This window comes from Stutzerimonas marianensis (genome assembly GCF_022810315.1).
Taxonomy (GTDB): domain Bacteria; phylum Pseudomonadota; class Gammaproteobacteria; order Pseudomonadales; family Pseudomonadaceae; genus Stutzerimonas; species Stutzerimonas marianensis.
Genome location: NZ_JALGRD010000004.1, coordinates 50,025 through 70,957, shown reverse-complemented (window position 1 = coordinate 70,957; position 20,933 = coordinate 50,025). Strand labels below are relative to the sequence as shown.

General features: G+C 63.1%; 17 protein-coding genes and 6 pseudogenes. 20 read left to right on the top strand and 3 right to left on the bottom strand.

Going from position 1 to position 20,933, the window contains the following annotated elements; genetic code table 11:
- The first annotated feature begins 73 nt into the window (after positions 1–73).
- Positions 74–2,749, top strand: a complete 2,676-nt coding sequence (gene acnA / locus MST27_RS08095; protein WP_243605460.1) for an aconitate hydratase AcnA — start codon at positions 74–76, stop codon at positions 2,747–2,749.
- Positions 2,750–2,980: 231 nt separating this feature from the next.
- Positions 2,981–4,549 (top strand): methyl-accepting chemotaxis protein, encoded by a 1,569-nt coding sequence (locus tag MST27_RS08090; RefSeq protein ID WP_243605459.1) that lies wholly within the window; start codon positions 2,981–2,983, stop codon positions 4,547–4,549.
- Here MST27_RS08090 and MST27_RS08085 read toward each other — a convergent pair.
- A complete protein-coding gene (locus MST27_RS08085; RefSeq protein WP_243605458.1) occupies positions 4,539–5,228 on the bottom strand; it encodes an alpha/beta family hydrolase in 690 nt (229 codons plus the stop codon). The two genes, MST27_RS08090 and MST27_RS08085, sit on opposite strands and share 11 nt — an antisense overlap.
- Positions 5,229–5,311: 83 nt before the next feature.
- Here MST27_RS08085 and MST27_RS08080 point away from each other — a divergent pair.
- The 14 genes and pseudogenes from MST27_RS08080 to MST27_RS08015 all read left to right on the top strand — a co-directional run.
- Positions 5,312–5,935, top strand: a pseudogene (locus tag MST27_RS08080) (cbb3-type cytochrome c oxidase subunit I); the annotation flags it as partial.
- A pseudogene (locus tag MST27_RS22755) lies at positions 5,929–6,411 on the top strand (cbb3-type cytochrome c oxidase subunit I); the annotation flags it as partial. The pseudogenes MST27_RS08080 and MST27_RS22755, both read left to right, overlap by 7 nt.
- Positions 6,402–7,325: pseudogene (locus MST27_RS22750) on the top strand (cbb3-type cytochrome c oxidase subunit I); the annotation flags it as partial. The pseudogenes MST27_RS22755 and MST27_RS22750, both read left to right, overlap by 10 nt.
- A gap of 120 nt (positions 7,326–7,445) precedes the next feature.
- Positions 7,446–7,664, top strand: a pseudogene (locus tag MST27_RS22745) (cytochrome C oxidase Cbb3); the annotation flags it as partial.
- Positions 7,665–7,930: 266 nt separating this feature from the next.
- Entirely contained in the window at positions 7,931–8,542 is a 612-nt protein-coding gene (gene ccoO / locus MST27_RS08060) for a cytochrome-c oxidase, cbb3-type subunit II (RefSeq protein WP_243605456.1), read from the top strand.
- Between the two features lie 87 nt (positions 8,543–8,629).
- Positions 8,630–9,055, top strand: a pseudogene (locus MST27_RS08055) (cbb3-type cytochrome c oxidase N-terminal domain-containing protein); the annotation flags it as partial.
- 2 nt (positions 9,056–9,057) lie between these two features.
- Positions 9,058–9,135: pseudogene (locus MST27_RS08050) on the top strand (cytochrome-c oxidase, cbb3-type subunit II); the annotation flags it as partial.
- Between the two features lie 6 nt (positions 9,136–9,141).
- Positions 9,142–9,324: a cbb3-type cytochrome oxidase subunit 3 gene (locus tag MST27_RS08045; protein ID WP_243605455.1), complete on the top strand. Its 183-nt coding sequence runs from the start codon at positions 9,142–9,144 to the stop codon at positions 9,322–9,324.
- Positions 9,325–10,242, top strand: coding sequence for a cytochrome-c oxidase, cbb3-type subunit III (gene ccoP, locus MST27_RS08040; RefSeq protein WP_243605454.1), 918 nt, complete (start codon positions 9,325–9,327; stop codon positions 10,240–10,242).
- A 136-nt stretch (positions 10,243–10,378) separates the two neighbouring features.
- Positions 10,379–11,791 carry a cytochrome c oxidase accessory protein CcoG gene (gene ccoG, locus MST27_RS08035; protein WP_243605453.1) on the top strand — a complete coding sequence of 471 codons (1,413 nt, stop codon included), beginning with the start codon at positions 10,379–10,381 and terminating at the stop codon, positions 11,789–11,791.
- A gap of 10 nt (positions 11,792–11,801) precedes the next feature.
- Positions 11,802–12,308, top strand: a complete 507-nt coding sequence (locus tag MST27_RS08030) for a FixH family protein (protein ID WP_243605452.1) — start codon at positions 11,802–11,804, stop codon at positions 12,306–12,308.
- Between the two features lie 5 nt (positions 12,309–12,313).
- Entirely contained in the window at positions 12,314–14,776 is a 2,463-nt protein-coding gene (locus MST27_RS08025; RefSeq protein WP_243605451.1) for a heavy metal translocating P-type ATPase, read from the top strand.
- Positions 14,777–14,799: 23 nt separating this feature from the next.
- Positions 14,800–15,009 carry a cbb3-type cytochrome oxidase assembly protein CcoS gene (ccoS, locus tag MST27_RS08020; protein ID WP_243605450.1) on the top strand — a complete coding sequence of 70 codons (210 nt, stop codon included), beginning with the start codon at positions 14,800–14,802 and terminating at the stop codon, positions 15,007–15,009.
- Positions 15,002–15,739 (top strand): sulfite exporter TauE/SafE family protein, encoded by a 738-nt coding sequence (locus MST27_RS08015; protein ID WP_243605449.1) that lies wholly within the window; start codon positions 15,002–15,004, stop codon positions 15,737–15,739. The genes ccoS and MST27_RS08015 overlap by 8 nt, the downstream gene beginning before the upstream one ends.
- 14 nt (positions 15,740–15,753) lie before the next feature.
- On the opposite strand, the gene nadE is transcribed toward MST27_RS08015, so the two are convergent.
- Complete coding sequence (gene nadE, locus MST27_RS08010) at positions 15,754–16,581, bottom strand: ammonia-dependent NAD(+) synthetase (RefSeq protein ID WP_243605448.1); 828 nt, start codon at positions 16,579–16,581, stop codon at positions 15,754–15,756.
- Between the two features lie 198 nt (positions 16,582–16,779).
- On the opposite strand from nadE, the gene hemN reads away from it, so the two are divergent.
- The 4 genes from hemN (at position 16,780) to MST27_RS07990 (ending at position 20,217) form a co-directional block, all read left to right on the top strand.
- Positions 16,780–18,162 (top strand): oxygen-independent coproporphyrinogen III oxidase, encoded by a 1,383-nt coding sequence (hemN, locus tag MST27_RS08005; protein WP_243605447.1) that lies wholly within the window; start codon positions 16,780–16,782, stop codon positions 18,160–18,162.
- Positions 18,163–18,271: 109 nt separating this feature from the next.
- Entirely contained in the window at positions 18,272–19,006 is a 735-nt protein-coding gene (gene fnr / locus MST27_RS08000) for a fumarate/nitrate reduction transcriptional regulator Fnr (RefSeq protein WP_243605446.1), read from the top strand.
- Between the two features lie 15 nt (positions 19,007–19,021).
- Entirely contained in the window at positions 19,022–19,570 is a 549-nt protein-coding gene (locus MST27_RS07995) for an adenine phosphoribosyltransferase (protein WP_243605445.1), read from the top strand.
- An 8-nt stretch (positions 19,571–19,578) separates the two neighbouring features.
- Positions 19,579–20,217, top strand: a complete 639-nt coding sequence (locus MST27_RS07990; protein ID WP_243605444.1) for an SCO family protein — start codon at positions 19,579–19,581, stop codon at positions 20,215–20,217.
- A gap of 12 nt (positions 20,218–20,229) precedes the next feature.
- Here MST27_RS07990 and MST27_RS07985 read toward each other — a convergent pair whose 3' ends face one another.
- A complete protein-coding gene (locus MST27_RS07985; RefSeq protein WP_338052432.1) occupies positions 20,230–20,931 on the bottom strand; it encodes a type 2 periplasmic-binding domain-containing protein in 702 nt (233 codons plus the stop codon).
- Positions 20,932–20,933 lie beyond the last annotated feature (2 nt).

The window sequence follows — 20,933 nt, the reverse complement described above, 5'->3', positions numbered from 1 at the left end:
ATCCCCAGGGGCTAGGTTCAACAATACGCTCCCGACTCATTCAGCCCGGCCGTGCGGGCACAAGGAGAGACGAATGCCATCCCTGGATAGCCTGAAATGCCGTCGCAGCCTCGATGTGAACGGCAAGACCTATCACTACTTCAGCCTGCCGGAAGCGGCCAAGCAGCTCGGCGATATCAGCCGTCTGCCAGCGTCGCTCAAGGTCCTGCTGGAAAACCTCCTGCGCTGGGAGGACGACGTCACGGTGCGAGCCGATGACTTCACCTCGCTCGCGGTCTGGCTCAAGACGCGCACCTCCGAGCAGGAAATCCAGTACCGCCCGGCACGCGTGTTGATGCAGGACTTCACCGGCGTGCCGGCGGTCGTCGACCTGGCGGCCATGCGCGACGCCGTCTCGCGCGCCGGCGGTGATCCGCAGCGAATCAACCCGCTGTCGCCCGTCGATCTAGTGATCGATCACTCGGTCATGGTTGACCGCTTCGGCAACGAGCACGCCTATGAGCAGAACGTCGACATCGAGTTTCAGCGCAATGGCGAACGCTACGAGTTCCTGCGCTGGGGCCAGCAGGCGTTCGACAACTTTCAGGTCGTGCCGCCGGGCACCGGCATCTGCCACCAGGTGAACCTGGAATACCTCGCCCAGGTCGCGTGGACCCGCGAGGAAAACGGCGAGACCTTCGTCTACCCCGACACCCTGGTCGGCACTGACTCGCACACCACCATGATCAATGGCCTGGGTGTGCTCGGCTGGGGCGTGGGCGGCATCGAGGCGGAAGCCGCGATGCTCGGGCAACCGGTGTCCATGCTGATTCCGGAAGTCGTCGGTTTCCGCCTCAAAGGCAAGCTCAACGAAGGCGTCACGGCGACCGACCTGGTGCTGACCGTCACACAGATGCTGCGCAAGCATGGTGTGGTCGGCAAGTTCGTCGAATTCTTCGGTCCCGGCCTGGACAGCCTGCCGCTCGCCGATCGCGCCACCATCGGCAACATGGCGCCGGAATACGGAGCGACCTGCGGCTTCTTCCCGGTCGACGAGGTCACCCTGGACTACCTGCGTCTGTCCGGACGCGACCCGGATCGGATCGCCCTGGTCGAGGCCTACTACAAGGCGCAGGGTCTGTGGCGCGACAGCAACTCGCCCGAGCCGATCTTCACCGACACGCTGGAGCTGGACCTCGGCGATGTCGTGCCCTCGCTCGCCGGCCCCAAGCGCCCACAGGACCGCGTCGCGCTGACCGACATCGGCCGCAACTTCGATCTGCTTCTGGAAACCAGTGGCCGGAAGAACGAAGCGGAAAAAGGTTTCCCCGTCGCCGGCGAGCCGTTCGAACTCAAGCATGGCTCAGTCGTCATCGCTGCAATCACCTCCTGCACCAACACCTCGAACCCGAACGTGCTCATGGCTGCTGGCCTGGTGGCGAAAAAGGCCGTGGAGCGTGGGCTCGCCCGCAAGCCGTGGGTCAAGACTTCCCTCTCGCCCGGCTCGAAAGTGGTCACCGACTACCTGAAAAAGGCCGGGCTAACCGATTACCTGAATGAGTTGGGCTTCTACCTGACCGGCTATGGCTGCTCGACCTGCATCGGCAACTCCGGCCCGCTACCGGACCCGGTGGGCCAGGCGATCACCGACAACGACCTGATCGTGTCGTCCGTGCTGTCAGGCAATCGCAACTTCGAAGGTCGGGTGCATCCGCTGGTCAAGGCCAACTGGCTGGCATCGCCACCGCTGGTCGTCGCCTTTGCGCTGGCCGGAACCACGCGTATCGACCTTTCCACCGAGCCACTGGGCACCGACAACGATGGCAAGCCCGTCTACCTTCGCGACATCTGGCCCAGCAGCCAGGAAGTGGACCAGGCCGTCTCGCTGGTCGACGGCGAGATGTTCCGCAAGCGCTATGCCGATGTGTTCACCGGCGAGGAAAAATGGCAGGCGATCAACGTGACGCCGGGCGACACCTACAAATGGGACGGCAACTCCAGTTACGTGCAGAATCCGCCCTACTTCAAGGACATCGGGCAGCCGCTGCAGGCGCCAAGGGACGTGGAGAATGCCCGCATCCTGGCTCTGTTCGGCGACTCCATCACCACCGACCACATCTCCCCGGCCGGCAACATCAAGGCGAGTTCGCCGGCGGGTGTCTACCTGCAGCAGCTGGGCGTCCAACCCGAGGATTTCAATTCCTATGGGTCCCGCCGTGGCAACCATGAAGTCATGATGCGCGGCACCTTTGCCAACATCCGCATCAAGAACGAGATGCTCGGCGGCGAAGAAGGCGGCGACACGCTTCACCAGCCCAGCGGTGAGCGTATGCCCATCTACGACGCAGCGATGCGCTACCAGAGCGAAGGTGTGCCGCTGGTGGTGATCGCCGGCAAGGAATACGGCACCGGCTCGAGCCGCGACTGGGCAGCCAAGGGCACCAATCTGCTGGGCGTCAAAGCGGTCATCGCCGAAAGCTTCGAACGCATCCACCGCTCCAACCTGATCGGCATGGGCGTACTGGCGCTGCAGTTCGTGGGCGACCAGACACGCCAGTCGCTCGGCCTGACTGGAACGGAGCGGCTGTCGATCCGCGGTATGAGCGCCGACATCAAGCCGCGCCAGTTGCTGACGGTCGACGTGGAGCGCTCCGACGGCTCGCAGGACAGCTTCCAGGTGCTGTGCCGCATCGACACGCTGAACGAGGTCGAGTACTTCAAGGCGGGCGGGATTCTCCACTTCGTGCTGCGGCAACTCATCGCGAGCTGAGCATCCCACCGCCGTTAGCGAGTGTTTGGCCCGTGGCAGCCCGTCTGCCACGGCCTTTTTACGACCAGCTGTCACAACAAAAGCCTTAAGTCTCGCCTGACCCAGCCGTTACGGTGCGTATCAGAACGGTCAGAGGAATGACGTCAAATAGACATCATCCCTCGATACAGCCGCCCAGACGGCTGATCGACCCTACCGGTGGCGTTGCCACTTCGACTGCCAGGCGTCCTTATGCGAAACAACCAGCCCGTCACCCAGCGCGAATACGCGTTTCCCGACCAACAGCGATTGATCTCCACCACCGACCTGACCGGCAAGATCACCTACTGCAACGACAGCTTCGTCGAGGTCAGCGGTTACGACCGCAACGATCTGATCGGCGCGCCACACAACCTGATCCGTCACCCGGACGTGCCACCCGCCGTGTTCGGCCACATGTGGGCCACGCTCAAGAGCGGCAGGCCCTGGATGGGCATCGTCAAGAACCGCCGCATCGACGGCGATCACTACTGGGTCAATGCGTACGTCACGCCCGTGCTGGATAGCCAGCGGAACGTGGTGGGCTACGAGTCGGTTCGTACCAAACCGACCCGTGAGCAGGTTCAGCGTGCCGAAGCGCTCTACGCGCGCCTCAATGCCGGCAAGAGCGGCGTACCCCAGCGTGACAAGTGGTTGCCGGTGGCGGTGAACTGGCTGCCGTTCATTGTCATCAGCCAGATTGGCTTCATGATCGGCGCCTGGTTCGATCACGCCTGGGGGTTCGCGCTGGCGGCTCTGCTCTCGGTGCCGCTCGGCCTGGCCGGCCGGCACTGGCAGATGCGCGGCATGAACCGCCTGCTGAAGCTGGCCGAGCAATCGACGAGCGATCCGTTGATCGCCCAGATGTACACCGACAGCCAAGGGGTCGAGGCTCGCCTGGAAATGGCCATGCTCAGCGAACACGCCCGGTTGAAAACGTGCCTGACGCGCCTGCAGGACAGCGCCGTCCAGCTGCAGCAACAGGCCAAGCGCGCAGACTCGCTGGCGCATAGCTGCTCGGACGGCCTGTCACGTCAACATCACGAGACCGAGCAGGTTGCCGCGGCCATCACCCAGATGGCGGCCACCACCCAGGAAGTCGCCGGCAACGTCGCGCTTGCGGCCGACGCCACCGAGCAGGCCAACCAGCTTGCCACCCAAGGGCGGCAGATCAGTTCGGACACGCGCAAGGCGATCGAACAGCTGGCCGAGGCCGTGACCGAAACCGGCAACGCCGTGTCCGCGCTGGCGCAGAACAGCAACGCGATCGGCACCGTCGTGGACGTGATCAAGAGCATCGCCGACCAGACCAACCTGCTGGCGCTGAACGCCGCGATCGAAGCCGCACGCGCCGGTGAGAGCGGCCGTGGTTTCGCGGTCGTCGCTGACGAGGTGCGTCAGTTGGCGCAGCGGACCGCCGACGCCACCGGGCAGATCCACCAGCTCATCGAGACGTTGCAGCAGCAGGCGCGGCAAGCGGTCGAAACCACCGAAGCGGGCCGCAGGCATGCCAGTGCCGGCGTCGAGCGGGTCGTTGATGCGGACCGGGCACTCTGCGGTATTGGCGAAGCGGTCGCGCGCATCATCGACATGAGCACGCAGATCGCCTCGGCAACCGAGCAGCAAAGCGCCGTCGCCGAGGAAATCAGCCAGAACGTGGGCAACATCGCCCGGCTCGCCGACCAGACCGCAGGCGATGCCGAGAGCTCGGCGCTGTTGTCCGAGGAACTGACGGCCACGGCGCACACCCAATACGCGTTGGTGGAACGCTTCAACCGTTGACCTCAGCAAGGAACGCCGCAATCGCATCGGCCGCAGCGTCCAGATGCTGCTGGTGCGTCAGTCCTGAGCGTTTCAGCGGCTTGAGGTCGTGGTCCGCAGCGGCCAGCCATTCGAGCCTGATCGCCGGTGCGAGGTCGTAGGCGGCGACGCTGTCGCGATCACCCAGAGCGTCGCGCTCGCCCTGGATGATCAAGGTCGGCGTCTGAATGGCGGCCAGGTGCGCGACCCTCGGCTTTTCCGGCTTGCCTGCTGCGTAAAACGGGTAGCCCAGGCAGATCAGCGCATCGGCAGCGAGCTCATCGGCCAGTAGGCTCGCCATCCGCCCGCCCATCGACTTGCCGCCGATGGCCAACCGCCCTGCGGTCTGCTGTCGCACGTTGGTATACACCTCGCGCCACCGCTCGAGCAGTTGCGCCTGCGGATTCGGCGGCCGCTTGCGCCCAGTCGCCCGGCGTTCGGCCATGTAGGCGAACTCGAACCGCACCACCGCGATGCCCCGAGCCACAAGACGTGCTGCCATGTCCTGCATGAACGGACTGTCCATCGGCGCGCCGGCACCGTGCGCGAGGATCAGCGTCGCGAGTGCCTCTCCCTCCGGTCGATCGACCCGGACGAACGGATTTTCACCGGATTGCGCGCATTGATCAGCGTCAATACCGGCCATTTGCCCTTTGCCCATGCTTGCCCCCGCTTTCAAGTGAAAGATCCGACTGCTTCAAGGCTACAAAAAACTGCACTTAACCCGTGGATGGAAGCCCATACATGAACACAGCAACCAGTGCCGCCTATGACTACAAGGTGGTTCGCCAATTCGCCATCATGACGGTGGTGTGGGGAATCGTCGGGATGGGGCTCGGCGTTTTCATCGCAGCACAGCTCGCCTGGCCCGGCCTCAACTTCGACTTGCCGTGGACCAGTTTCGGTCGTTTGCGGCCCTTGCACACCAATGCGGTGATCTTCGCCTTTGGCGGCTGTGCATTGTTCGCGACTTCCTACTATTCGGTCCAGCGCACCTGCCAGACCACCCTGTTCGCGCCCAGGCTGGCGACTTTCACGTTCTGGGGCTGGCAGCTGGTGATCCTGCTGGCGGCGATCAGCCTGCCGCTGGGATTCACCAGTTCCAAGGAATACGCCGAACTGGAATGGCCGATCGACATCCTGATCGCGATCGTCTGGATCAGCTACGCGATCGTGTTCTTCGGCACCATCATGAAGCGCAAGTCGAAGCACATCTACGTGGGCAACTGGTTCTACGGCGGCTTCATCCTGGTGACGGCGATGCTGCACATCGTCAACAACCTGGAAGTGCCGGTCAGCTGGTTCAAGTCCTACTCGATCTATTCGGGTGCGACCGACGCGATGGTGCAGTGGTGGTACNACTGGAATGGCCGATCGACATCCTGATCACCATCGTGTGGGTCGCTTACGCGGTGGTGTTCTTCGGCACCCTGGCCACGCGCAAGGTCAAGCACATCTATGTGGGCAACTGGTTCTTCGGTGGTTTCATCCTCACCGTCGCGATCCTGCATATCGTCAACAACCTGGAAGTGCCGGTCACCGCGATGAAGTCCTACTCGCTGTATGCCGGTGCGACCGACGCGATGGTCCAGTGGTGGTATGGCCACAACGCGGTGGGCTTCTTCCTGACCACCGGCTTCCTGGGCATGATGTACTACTTCGTACCGAAGCAGGCCGAGCGTCCCGTCTACTCCTATCGCCTGTCGATCGTGCACTTCTGGGCGCTGATCACCCTGTACATCTGGGCTGGCCCGCACCACCTGCACTACACCGCACTGCCGGACTGGGCACAGAGCCTGGGCATGGTGATGTCGGTGATCCTGCTGGCACCGAGCTGGGGCGGGNCAAGGTCAAGCACATCTATGTGGGCAACTGGTTCTTCGGTGGTTTCATCCTCACCGTCGCGATCCTGCATATCGTCAACAACCTGGAAGTGCCGGTCACCGCGATGAAGTCCTACTCGCTGTATGCCGGTGCGACCGACGCGATGGTCCAGTGGTGGTATGGCCACAACGCGGTGGGCTTCTTCCTGACGGCCGGCTTCCTCGGAATCATGTATTACTTCGTGCCGAAGCAGGCCGAGCGTCCGGTCTACTCCTATCGCCTTTCGATCGTGCACTTCTGGGCGCTGATCACCGTGTACATCTGGGCTGGCCCGCACCACCTGCACTACACCGCGCTGCCGGACTGGGCGCAAAGCCTGGGCATGGTGATGTCGCTGATTCTCCTGGCACCGAGCTGGGGCGGCNCGCACCACCTGCACTACACCGCACTGCCGGACTGGGCACAGAGCCTGGGCATGGTGATGTCGGTGATCCTGCTGGCACCGAGCTGGGGCGGGATGATCAACGGCATGATGACCCTGTCGGGTGCCTGGCATAAGCTGCGCACCGACCCGATCCTGCGCTTCCTGGTCGTCTCCCTGGCGTTCTACGGCATGTCGACCTTCGAAGGCCCGATGATGGCCATCAAGACCGTCAACGCCCTGTCCCACTACACCGACTGGACTATCGGCCACGTTCACGCCGGCGCCCTCGGCTGGGTTGCCATGATCTCCATCGGCTCGCTGTACCACCTGATTCCGAAGGTCTTCGGCCGCGAGCAGATGCACAGCATCGGCCTGATCAATGCGCACTTCTGGCTGGCCACCATCGGCACCGTGCTCTACATCGCCTCGATGTGGGTCAACGGCATCACCCAGGGTNACGTTCACGCCGGCGCCCTCGGCTGGGTCGCCATGGTGTCGATTGGCGCTCTGTACCACCTGATCCCGAAGGTCTTCGGCCGCGAGCAGATGCACAGCATCGGCCTGATCAACGCGCACTTCTGGCTGGCGACCATCGGCACCGTGCTCTACATCGCCTCGATGTGGGTCAACGGCATCACCCAGGGTCTGATGTGGCGTGCGATCAACGAGGACGGCACCCTGACCTACTCCTTCGTCGAGGCATTGGAAGCCAGCCACCCCGGCTTCATCGTGCGGGCCCTCGGCGGCGCGTTCTTCCTCAGCGGCATGCTGCTGATGGCTTACAACACCTGGCGTACCGTTCGCGTATCCAAAGCGTCCGAGATCGACGCTGCTGCACAGATCGCCTGAGGAAAGGGATAGATGAAGAATCACGAAATACTCGAAAAGAACATCGGTCTGCTGANGTGGCGTGCGATCAACGAGGACGGCACCTTGACCTACTCCTTCGTCGAGGCACTGGAAGCCAGCCACCCCGGGTTCGTGGTGCGCATGATCGGTGGTGCGATCTTTTTCACCGGCATGTTGCTGATGGCCTACAACACCTGGCGCACCGTGCAGGCCTCCAAGCCGGCCGAATATGACGCCGCTGCGCAGATCGCCTGAGGAGCCGAGAGATGAAGAAGCACGAAATACTCGAAAAGAACGTCGGTCTGCTGTCCCTGTTCATGATCCTGGCGGTGAGCATCGGTGGCCTGACGCAGATCGTCCCGCTGTTCTTCCAGGACGTGGTCAACGAGCCGGTCGAAGGCATGAAGCCCTACACCGCGCTGCAGCTGGAAGGTCGTGACCTCTATATCCGCGAAGGCTGCGTTGGCTGCCACTCGCAGATGGTCCGTCCGTTCCGCGCCGAGACCGAGCGCTACGGGCACTACTCGGTCGCCGGTGAAAGCGTCTATGACCACCCCTTCCTGTGGGGATCCAAGCGCACCGGCCCGGACCTGGCCCGTGTCGGCGGTCGTTACTCCGATGACTGGCACCGTGCACACCTGTACAACCCGCGCAACGTGGTGCCGGAATCCAAGATGCCGTCCTACCCCTGGCTGGTCGAGCACAAGCTCGACGGCAGGGACACCGCCAAGAAGATGGAAGCCTTGCGCAGCGTCGGCGTGCCTTACACCGAGGAAGACATCGCCGGTGCGAAGGATGCGGTCAGGGGCAAGACCGAAATGGACGCCATGGTGGCCTACCTGCAGGTCCTTGGCACCGCGCTGCAGAACAAGCGCTGAGCTGAAGCGACGCTATTGAACACGCGGCTAATGCCGCCAGGAACCATATCGCGGGCAGCCCGGTTACGGGCTGTTCAGGAGTAACAGATGAACGCTTTCTGGAGTGGGTACATCGCCCTGCTGACGCTGGGTACCATCGTCGCTCTGTTCTGGCTGATCTTCGCCACGCGCAAGGGCGAATCCGCCGGCACGACCGACAAGACCATGGGCCATTCATTCGATGGCATCGAGGAATACGACAACCCGCTGCCCAAGTGGTGGTTCGTGCTCTTCATCGCGACCCTGCTGTTCGGCGTGGGCTACCTGATCCTCTATCCAGGCCTGGGTAACTGGAAAGGCGTGCTGCCGGGCTACGAAGGCGGCTGGACCCAGGAGAAGGAATGGCAGCGCGAGGTGGAGCATGCCGACGCGAAGTTCGGTCCGATCTTCGCCAAGTATTCGGCGATGAGTGTCGTCCAGGTCGCCGACGACGAGCGCGCACTGAAGATCGGTGGCCGCCTGTTCGCCAACCATNGGTCAGGGGCAAGACCGAAATGGACGCCCTTGTCGCCTACCTGCAAGTACTTGGCACTGCACTCACCAACAAACGGTAACGCACCATGGATATCGGGACTCTCCGCGGTCTAGGCACCATTCTGGTCTTCGTCGCCTTCATTGGCGTTGTGCTCTGGGCCTATAGCAGCAAGCGCAAGAAAAGCTTCGACGAGGCGGCAAACTTGCCGTTCGCGGACGAGCCCGATTCCAAGAAGCGTGATGAAGAAGCTTCCAGGAGTAAAAAATAAATGACCTCGTTTTGGAGTTGGTACATCACCCTGCTGAGCCTGGGGACCATTGCCGCACTGGTCTGGTTGCTGCTCGCGACTCGCAAGGGACAACGCCACGACACCACGGAAGAAACCGTCGGCCATTCCTACGACGGTATCGAGGAATACGACAACCCTCTTCCGCGTTGGTGGTTCATGCTGTTCATCGCCACGGTGGTGTTCGCGCTGGGCTACCTGGCCCTGTATCCCGGCCTGGGCAACTGGAAAGGCATGCTGCCTGGCTATGAAGATGGCTGGACCCAGGTGAAAGAGTGGCAGCGTGAAGTGGATCGTGCCAACGAGCAGTACGGCCCGTTGTACGCCAAGTTCGCTTCCATGCCGGTAGAGGAAGTGGCCAAGGACCCGCAAGCCCTGAAGATGGGTGGACGCCTGTTCGCTTCCAACTGCTCGGTCTGCCACGGCTCCGATGCCAAGGGTGCCTACGGTTTCCCCAACCTGACCGACCACGACTGGCTCTGGGGCGGCGAGCCCGAGACCATCAAGACCACCATCCTCGGCGGTCGCCAGGCAGCCATGCCGGCATGGCGCGACGTGATCGGCGAAGACGGTATCCGTAATGTGGCCGGCTACGTCATGAGCCTGTCGGGGCGTGAAGTTCCGGAAGGCATCGAGAGCGACGTTGAGCAGGGTCAAAAGATTTTCGCCGCCAACTGTGTAGCTTGCCATGGTGCGGAAGGCAAAGGGACCCAGGCCATGGGCGCCCCGAATCTTACCGACAACGTCTGGCTCTACGGATCGAGCTTCGGACAGATTCAGCAGACCCTGCGTTACGGCCGAAATGGTCGTATGCCGGCCCAGGAAAACACCCTGGGTAACGACAAGGTTCATCTGCTGGCTGCCTATGTGTACAGCCTTTCGCAGAAAGCGGAGAACTGATAGGAGCCTCCCAGGCGCGACCCCCGGTCGCACCTGACTCCAGACATCGGGGCGTACCATTCGCAGCAGGTCAGATAATGATCCCGGTTGGCATGTATCGATCGGGACACTCACCCAATGCCGTGGTACGCAATCGATGACTGAGCAAATCCCTGTTCGTGATGTAACCCCCCCTGCCAAGGTCGATGCGTCAGCCGACCTCTACGCCGCACGCGAAAAAATCTACACGCGCTCCTTCAAGGGTCTTTTCCGCAACCTGCGTCTCGGCGGTGGAGCTCTGCTGTTCGTCCTCTACTTCGGTACCGTCTGGCTCAACTGGAACGGACGACAGGCCGTCTGGTGGGATCTGCCCGAACGCAAGTTCTACATTTTCGGGGCGACCTTCTGGCCGCAGGACTTCATCCTCCTGTCGGCGCTGCTGATCATCTGCGCCTTTGGCCTGTTCTTCATCACGGTGTTCGCCGGGCGGGTCTGGTGTGGCTATACCTGCCCGCAGAGTGTCTTCACCTGGGTGTTCATGTGGGCTGAAAAGATCACCGAAGGCGACCGTAACCAGCGCATGAAGCTCGACAAGGCGCCCATGAGCGCCAACAAGTTCATGCGCAAGTTCGCCAAGCACGGCATCTGGCTCGCGGTCTCCCTGGCGACCGGCATCACCTTCGTCGGCTACTTCACGCCGATTCGCGATCTGGTTCCGGATCTGCTGACCTTCCAGGTCGGTGGTTGGGCGCTGTTCTGGGTGGGCTTCTTCACCTTGGCGACCTACGGCAACGCTGGCTATCTGCGTGAACAGGTGTGCATTTACATGTGCCCCTATGCGCGCTTCCAGAGCGTGATGTTCGACAAGGACACCCTGATCGTGTCCTACGACCCTCGCCGCGGTGAGCGTCGCGGGCCTCGCAAGAAGGATGCAGACTACAAGGCCATGGGGTTGGGCGACTGCATCGACTGCACCATGTGCGTCCAGGTCTGCCCCACCGGGATCGACATCCGTGACGGCCTGCAGATCGAATGTATCGGCTGTGCAGCCTGCATCGACGCCTGCGACGCCATCATGGACAAGATGAACTACCCGCGTGGGCTCATCAGTTACACAACCGAGCACAACCTGTCCGGCCAAAAGACCCACCTGCTGCGTCCGCGCCTGATCGGTTATGCCGTGGCGCTCGTGGCGATGATGGGTGTGTTCACCTACGCGGTCACCGACCGTTCGCTGGTGAAACTCGACGTCCTCAAGGATCGCGTCCTTTTCCGCGAGAACGAGCAAGGCATGATCGAGAACGTCTATACCCTCAAGGTGATGAACAAGGCGCAAAACGAGCAAACCTTCGTGATCGAAGCCACCGGCCTCGACGGCCTGCAATACAGTGGTCGCAACGAAGTTCGGGCGGCAGCCGGCGAGCTGATGACCATTCCGGTGGAATTGTCGATCGCCCCGGAGAAGCTTCCATCCAGTACCAACGACGTCGTCTTTCACATTCGCTCCGCCGACGATCCCTCAATCGAAGACGATGCCGAGAGCCGCTTCATCGGCCCGAGCATCCGCTGACAGGTAGTACATGAACGCATCTGACAACGAAAAACAGACACGCTGGTACACGCAATTCTGGGCCTGGTTCGTGATCGGCATCCTGCTGACCTCGGTGATCCTCGGCACCTCGATGCTCACGATCGCGATCCGCAACGCTGACAGCCTGGTGTCGGACAACTACTACGACGCCGGCAAGGGCATCAACCAGTCGTTGGAACGGGAGAAGCTCGCCGAGCGCCTTCAGGTCCAGGCGCGCGTGACGCTTAACGATGAGCGTGGCCTGGCGGAGATCCAGCTCACCGGCAACAGCCGCCCACAGCAGCTTGTGCTCAACCTGCTCTCTCCGACCCAACCCGAGCGCGACCGCCGGGTGGTGCTGCAGCCGCAGGGCGACGGCTTCTACCAGGGCCAGATGCAGGAAGCGGTAACCGGCCGGCGCTTCGTCGAGTTGCTCGGTCGCGAAGGCGACCAGGACTGGCGCCTGTTCGAGGAAAAGGAGGTCGTCGCAGGTCGTTCCATGGAACTGACGTACTGACCTAGATGGCGACCCCGACCCCCTGCTATCACTGCAGCCTGCCGGTCCCCGCCGGCAGCAGCCATCGCGCGGTCGTTCTCGACCAGACGCGAGTGTTCTGCTGCCCGGGTTGCCAGGCTGTCGCCGAGGCGATCGTTCAGGGCGGTCTGCAAAGCTATTACCTGCACCGCAGCGATGCCTCAACCAATCCTGGCGCTCTACCGCAGGCGCTTGGCGAGGAACTGTCGCTGTATGACCGCAAGGACGTACAGGAGCCTTTCGTCGAGCACGAAGGCGAATACGCCAGCACGGCGCTGATGATCGAGGGGATCAGCTGCGCAGCCTGTGGCTGGCTCATCGAACGTCACCTGCGCGGCCTCGACGGTGTCGCCGAAGCCAGCCTCAACCTCTCCAATCACCGGCTGCGAGTGCGCTGGAGCGATGCCCAGCTGCCCTTGAGCGAACTGCTCGCCGAGCTCAGACGTATCGGCTATGCCGCTCATCCCTACCAGGCCGACCAGGCAGCCGAGCGGCTGGCCCGGGAGAACCGCCGCAGCATGCGCCAGCTCGGGGTCACCGGACTGCTGTGGATGCAGGTCATGATGGCGACGATGGCGACCTGGCCTGAATTCAACATCGATCTCTCGCCCGGCATGGCGACCATCCTGCGCTGGACGGCCCTGCTCCTGACCACCCCGATCGTCTTTTATTGCTGCACCGACTTCTTCAAGGGCGCCCTACGCGACCTGCGCACCCGACACCTGACCATGGACGTGTCCGTGTCACTGGCAATTGGCGGCGCCTACCTCGCCGGCATCTGGTCGACCATCACGGGAACCGGTGAGCTGTACTTCGACGCGGTGGGCATGTTTGCCCTGTTCCTCCTGGCCGGACGTTTCCTCGAGCGCCGTGCCCGGGAACGTACGGCCGCAGCGACAGCCCAGCTCGTGAACCTGCTGCCGGCGTCCTGTCTGCGCCTGACGAGCGATGACCAGGCCGACCGAATCCTGCTCAGCGACCTGCGGGTTGGCGACCGGGTGCTGGTCCAACCCGGAGCATTGATTCCAGCAGATGGGCTCATTGTCAGTGGGCAATCGAGCATCGACGAATCCGTGCTGACCGGCGAATACCTGCCCCAGGCACGCCGCATCGGTGACCCGGTCACGGCCGGCACGCTCAATGTCGAAGGCGCACTCGTTGTCCAGGTAGAGGCGTTGGGGGACGACACCCGCCTGTCCGCGATCGTACGGCTGCTGGAGCGCGCGCAGTCGGACAAGCCCCGCCTCGCGGAACTGGCCGACCGGGTGGCGCAATGGTTCCTGCTCATCGTGCTGGCCACGGCGGTGGTTGTCGGCGTGATCTGGTGGCAGATCGACCCGGCACGCGCCTTCTGGATCGTCCTCGCACTGCTGGTCGCCACCTGCCCCTGCGCATTGTCGCTCGCCACCCCGACTGCCTTGACCACGGCGACCGGGACCCTGCACAAACTCGGCCTGTTGCTTACACGCGGCCATGTGCTGGAGGGGCTCAACCACATCGACACCGTGATTTTCGACAAGACCGGCACACTCACCGAAGGTCGCCTGACGCTGATCGACGTGCAACCGCTGGGCTCACTGGATGCCAGCGCCTGCCTGGAACTCGCGGCCGCTCTGGAAAATCGCTCTGAACACCCCATCGCCAAGGCCTTCGGGCGCGCCCCGCAAGCAGCCGATTCGGTGGAAAGCGTACCCGGCCTCGGCCTGCAGGGCTCGGTGGGCGGACGTGTCCTGCGCATCGGCCAGCCCGCCTTCGTTGCGGCGGGTTATGGCGGCCAGGCACCGAACATTCCCGCCGATCACGGCCAGTGGCTCTTGCTTGGCGATGCATTCGGACCTCTCGCCTGGCTGGTGCTCGATGATCGCCTGCGCCACGATGCGCCAGGACTTCTGGAGGCCTGTCGCAAGCGCGGCTGGCAGACGGTGCTGCTCTCCGGCGACAGCTCGCCGATGGTTGGCGACATTGCTCGCCAGTTGCACTTCGATACAGCCCAGGGCGGCCTGACGCCGGCAGACAAGCTGACGCAGCTGCAGGCGCTGCAAGCAGAGGGACGGCGGGTGCTGATGATCGGCGACGGCGTCAATGACGTGCCGGTCATGGCTGCCGCCGACATCAGCGTTGCGATGGGCTCGGCAACCGATCTGGCCAAGACCAGCGCGGATGCCGTTCTGCTGTCCAACCGGCTGGACGGCCTGGTCCAGGCGTTCGACGTAGCGCACCGCAGCAGGCGGATCATCATCGAGAACCTGGCCTGGGCCAGCCTCTACAACGGACTTATTCTCCCATTCGCCGCGATCGGCTGGGTCACGCCGATGTGGGCTGCGCTGGGCATGTCTGCCAGCTCGCTGCTCGTCGTCCTGAACGCGCTGCGCCTGACCCGCACCCCCGCCACTGCTGGCAACGGACAGCCGGACACGCCTGGCGTAGGATGGTCGGCAACGCCCCACTGACCTGTACGCAGCACGGAGCCCCAATGGCCGCACTCTATATTTTGATTCCCGTCGCGGTTGTCCTGGTCGCCCTGGCCATCTGGGTCTTTTTCTGGGCGGTCGACAGCGGACAATACGACGACCTCGACAGCCCGGCGCACAGCATTCTGTTCGACGACGAAGACCCAAAACACAAGGCCGGCCTCGAGCAGGCCGACAACCCCACCGACAGCGAGCGGTCCTCGCGTGATTGATCTGCTGCCCTTGCTGTTATCGGCGTTCGTGCTCGGCCTGCTTGGCGGCGGGCATTGTCTGGGTATGTGCGGCGGGTTGATGGGTGCACTGACAATGGCAATCCCGCCCGAGCAGCGTACACGGCGGTTGCGCCTGCTGGTCGCCTACAACCTGGGGCGCGTGCTGAGCTACGCCACGGCCGGCTTGCTCATCGGTCTGGCAGGCTGGGCTGTCGCGAGCAGTCCGGCCGCCATGGCCCTGCGTGTCGTCGCCGCTCTGCTTTTGATCAGCATGGGGCTGTATCTGGCCGGCTGGTGGAATGGCTTGACCCGGGTGGAAGCGTTGGGTCGCGGTCTATGGAAGCGCATCCAGCCCGTCGCGAGCCGCCTGATGCCGGTTCGCAATCTGCCTCAGGCGCTCTTGCTGGGCACTCTCTGGGGGTGGCTACCCTGCGGACTGGTCTACAGCACATTGCTGTGGTCAGCCAGTCAAGGCGATGCCCTCGAGAGCGCGCTGCTGATGTTGGCCTTTGGTGTCGGCACCTGGCCCGTGCTGCTCGCGACCGGGCTCGCCGCCGAGCGGATTACCGCTCTGCTGCGAAAGCGCAACGTGCGGATGCTGGGTGGCGTCATGGTCATCCTGTTCGGCCTCTGGACACTTCCCGGCCCGCATCAGCATTGGCTGATGGGGCACGGCGGTGGTGCAGGAAGTCAGGCGCAGGGCACGCCGACTCAACTGCATCACCACTGACCGGGCCGATCGCCTCAGGGCTCCTTGGGCAACTGGCGCTTGTGGGCGGTCTTGTCGTAGGCGTCGACAATGATGCGAGCCGCTTCCTCGTCGATGTCCTGACCCTGCAGAAAATCATCGATCTGCTGATAGCTCACCCCATGTGCGTCTTCGTCGGGCTTGCCGGGCGAGAGCTCTTCCAGATCGGCGGTCGGCACCTTCTTGACCAGCCGCTCCGGCGCGCCGAGCGCCGCAGCGATGGCACGCACCTGCCGCTTGACCAGCCCAGCCAGGGGCGTCAGGTCACAGGCACCGTCACCGAACTTGGTGAAAAACCCCATCACCGCTTCCGCCGCATGGTCGGTGCCGATGACCAGGCCCTGACGGGCGTTGGCGATGGTGTACTGCGCCACCATGCGCATCCGCGCCTTGGTGTTGCCCAGCACGAAGTCCCGGGCGCTGGGATCGAGCGCGTCGAGCGCTTCGGTCGCGCGTGACAAGCCCTGGACCGCAGCGCCGATGTTCACGGTATGGCACTCGTCCGGCTTGATCGTATCGACCGCCAGCTGTGCTTCGTCCTCGTCATGCTGGACCTGATACGGCAGACGAACAGCGATGAACCGGTAATCGTCGCCCTCCCCCGCGGCGCGCATGCCTTCGACCGCCCGCTGCGCGAGCATGCCGGCCGTCGTCGAATCGACACCACCGCTGATGCCGAGCACCAGCGTTTTCATTCCGGAGTCACGCAGGCAGTCCTGGATGAAGGAAACACGGCGGTCGATTTCGGCCTGGATGGATTGAGCGCCGTCGAACGGCGGGCGGACGCCAAGTGCGGCAGCGATCTCTTGCTGGCGGCTATGCATGAACTGTTCTCCTGTTGGGTCGATGCGTAGAAAACCTGCTCTGGCAATCCGACCACATTTGCCGGAATAAATCTTCTCCGATCTGCCGCTCGTCTTGCACCCCTCCGCTGCCTCCGGGCCGGCTTGATACAGGTCAAGTCCGTGCAATGGCACGCCCCCTAGAATCCGGACCACTGCAGTCAACACCGAGAATCCAAGATGCTCGACGCCGTCCGCTGGAACACCGACCTGATACGTCGCTACGATCAGGCCGGGCCGCGCTACACATCCTATCCGACTGCGCTCCAGTTCAACGGCACCGTGGGTTCGTTCGACCTGCTGGCCGCCCTGCGCAGCAGCCGTCAGGCTCACCGCCCGCTGTCGCTCTACGTGCACGTACCGTTCTGCGCGAACATCTGTTTTTACTGCGGTTGCAACAAGGTCATCACGAAGGACCGCGGGCGCGCCTTGCCCTACCTCGAACGCCTCGAGCGGGAAATCGAGCTGATCGCCTGCCACCTGGCGCCGGAACAACGCGTCGAGCAACTGCATTTTGGTGGCGGGACGCCGACCTTCCTGAGCCATGACGAATTGCGCAAGCTGATGGCCCACCTGCGGCGCCACTTCAATCTGCAGGATGACGATCACGGCGATTTCAGCATCGAAATCGACCCGCGCGAAGCCGACTGGCCGACCATGGGCCTCCTTCGCGAACTGGGCTTCAACCGCGTCAGCATCGGTGTCCAGGACCTGGACCCAGACGTCCAGCGTGCCGTTAACCGCATGCAAACGTTCGAACAGACTCAGACCATCGTCGAGGCGTCCCGCACGCTCCAATATCGCTCCATCAACGTGGATCTGATCTACGGCTTGCCGCGCCAGACCCCGGCGCGCTTCGCACAGACCCTCGATGCGGTGATCGACCTGCAGCCCGACCGCATATCGGTGTTCAACTACGCACATCTTCCCGAGCGCTTCATGGCACAACGGCGCATCGATCCGCTAGACCTGCCCGCGCCCGGCGACAAGCTGCGCATGTTGCAGGCAAGCGTCGAACGCTTGGCCGACGCCGGCTACCGCTACATCGGCATGGACCACTTCGCCTTGCCTGATGACGAACTGGCCATGGCCCAGGAAGACGGTACGCTGCAGCGCAACTTCCAGGGCTACACCACGCACGGCCATTGCGACCTGATCGGCCTTGGCGTATCCGCCATCAGCCAGATCGGCGACCTGTTCTGCCAGAACCACAGCGACATCACGCTCTACCAGCAGTCGCTGGACCAGGATCAGCTCGCCACGTCCCGAGGCCTGCGCTGCAACGAAGACGATCGCATTCGACGCGAGGTGATCCAGCGCCTGGTCTGCGACTTCGAGGTCCATTTCGACCAGATCGAAGCCCGCTTCAGGATCCGCTTCCGCGACTACTTCCAGGACGCCTGGCCGGGCCTGGAGCAAATGGCCGCCGACGGCCTCATCCTGCTCGGCGGCAATACCCTCGTAGTACTGCCTGCCGGACGTTTGCTGGTCCGCGCAATCTGCATGCAGTTCGACCATTACCTGCCGGAGCATGCGCAGAGCCGGTTCTCGCGGGTCATCTAGGGAACGGTCGGTCAGCGGATCGCGCGCCCTGCGACCCCGCTGCCAATTGGACTTGCCCGGCTCCTGAGTTAATCTTGCTTGCCACGTAAGGCTTTCCAGGAATCCCCCGATGCCCGAGTCGATCAAGGTCCGCACGCAGCGGCAAGCCCACTGCAAGGATTGCAGCCTGTCCGGTCTGTGCCTACCACTCTCGCTGAACATGCAGGACATGGATGCGCTGGACGAGATCGTCAAGCGGGGTCGTCCGTTGAAGAAGGGGGAAATGCTGTTCCGCCAGGGCGACGGCTTCAGCTCCGTATTCGCCATCCGCTCCGGTGCCTTGCGCACCTTCAGTGTCACTGACGCCGGCGAGGAACAGATCACCGGATTTCACCTGCCCAGCGAGATGGTAGGGTTGTCCGGCATGGATACCGAGACCTACCCGGTCTCCGCCCAGGCGCTGGAAACCACATCGGTCTGCGAGATTCCGTTCGAGCGTCTGGATGAGCTGAGTGTCATGTTGCCCCAGTTGCGCCGCCAACTGATGCGCATCATGAGCCGCGAAATACGTGACGATCAGCAAATGATGATGCTGCTGTCGAAGAAAACTGCCGACGAGCGCATCGCCACATTTCTGATCAACCTTTCGGCCCGCTTCAGCGCGCGTGGTTTTTCCGCGAATCAGTTCCGTCTGCCCATGTCGCGCAACGAGATCGGCAGCTACCTTGGGCTCGCGGTCGAAACCGTGTCACGCGTGTTCACACGCTTCCAGGCGAACGGCCTTATCGAGGCCGAAGGCAAGGAGGTCCGCATCCTGGATTCCATTCGCCTGTGCGCCCTCGCCGGCGGCAACATGGATGCCTGACGCTCTGGAGCACCCATGATTTTCGATGAATTTTCGATCAAGACGCTGATTCGCCCTGTGCCGGACTTTCCCAGCAAGGGCGTGATCTTCAGGGACATCACACCGCTGCTGCAGTCGCCCAAGGCACTGCGGATGGTCGCCGATAGCCTGATCCAGCGCTACGTGGAAACGGACTTCACGCACGTGGGTGCGCTCGATGCCCGCGGCTTCATCATCGGCTCGATCATCGCCTATGAGCTCAACCGCCCGCTCATTCTGTTCCGCAAGAAAGGCAAACTGCCGGCGGACGTGCTGGAAGAGTCCTATCGCACCGAGTACGGCGAAGCCTTTCTCGAGGTCCACGCGGACAGCCTCTGCGAGGGCGATTCCGTCCTGCTGCTCGACGACCTCATCGCGACCGGCGGCACGCTGGTTGCCGCGGCACAACTGGTCAGACGCATGGGCGCACGAATCCACGAGGCGGCCGCGATCATCGACCTGCCTGAACTCGGGGGTACGCGCAAGCTGCAGGATATGGGCATTCCCACCTTTACGCTCACCGCTTTCACGCTCAACGAGCGTTGACGAAAGCGATGCGAGGCGGCACCGAGCGAAAGCAGAGCGCACGAGTTGCGCCCGTATTGGGCATCGTGCTGGCCGGCTTGCTGGTCCTCTCAACCCCGGCGTTGGCCCTCGACCGCAACAGGCTACTCGACCAGGCGAATCTTTTATTGTTACCCCGGGAGCGCAGCCTTCCCGCGCTTGAGCTGACAGACGAAGAGGGACAGCGCTTCACGACCGAACAGCTCCTTGGCCGCTGGCATCTGATCTTCTTCGGATTCACCTTCTGCCCGGACGTCTGCCCCACAACACTCAGCGATATGCGCCGGTTGCTCAGGTCACTGCCTGCCGATACGCGAGACCAGCTGCAGTTGGTAATGGTCACCGCCGATCCGGCACGCGACACGCCCGACAAGCTGAAAAGTTACTTGAGCTACTACCGTGCGGGCTTCAAGGGGCTCACCGGAACCATGGATACCTTGCAGCAGCTGTCCAGATCACTTGGCTTGCCCTTCGTCCCGGCCGGCCGCAGCGAAGGCAACTACAACGTCAGCCACAGCGGCAACATCGCGATCATCGGCCCTGACGGGACCTTGCGCGGACATATCCGGGCGCCCTTGAATCTCGACGGGCTTCGCGAGGCATTGCCCGACGTCATCGCGGCCGAGTGACTGCCACCCGCGTCAATGGCAATCCAGCGTGTCGGCCAGCACATAGGCCTGGAACGCCACTTCGTCGATCCAATGCTGCGTCAACTCTGCCAGCCTTCCGTCCATTTGCCAGGCGCGAATCGCCTCATCCACAGCTTGCTGCTGACTCGGCTCCCTAGCGGCCACCTGCAATCTCACCCGCACGTCGTCCAGAGGCGGCAACAGGCGGTTGTAGCGCCGCCATTCCGGCAGCCCAGCGATGTTTTCAAGCAACACACGATCATCGACGACGGCGCTGCACTCGCCCAGTTTGAGTCCGATCAGCGCCTGCGCGGTGCTGGGATAACGGCGCGCCGCGGCGCCGAAGCGCGCCTCTACGGCCGCTTCATATGGGCTACCCGCACGGATGCAGAACGTCTGTCCTGCCAGCGCTGACCAATCCTTGGTGCCGTTTTCCGTGGCGGTCAAGGCCGCCGCCTCGCTGGCATAATAGGTCGCGCCTGTCTCCCCGACGCCGAGGCGCCAGTCGGCGCTGGCCCCGTCCCCCAAGTGAAACGAGCCACCCTCCGTCAGCATGGCGACCAGGCCCGCCTCGAAGCTCTCTTCGGGCGCCTCGCCTTCGCGGGCCGTGAGTGGCCGATAGTCGCCTGTGAGCGCTACGCGGACCGGCTCCGCCATTGCGGCGCAAGGCACCAGTGCCAAGGTCAACGTCAGCCAAGCAGCATGCTTGAACACGC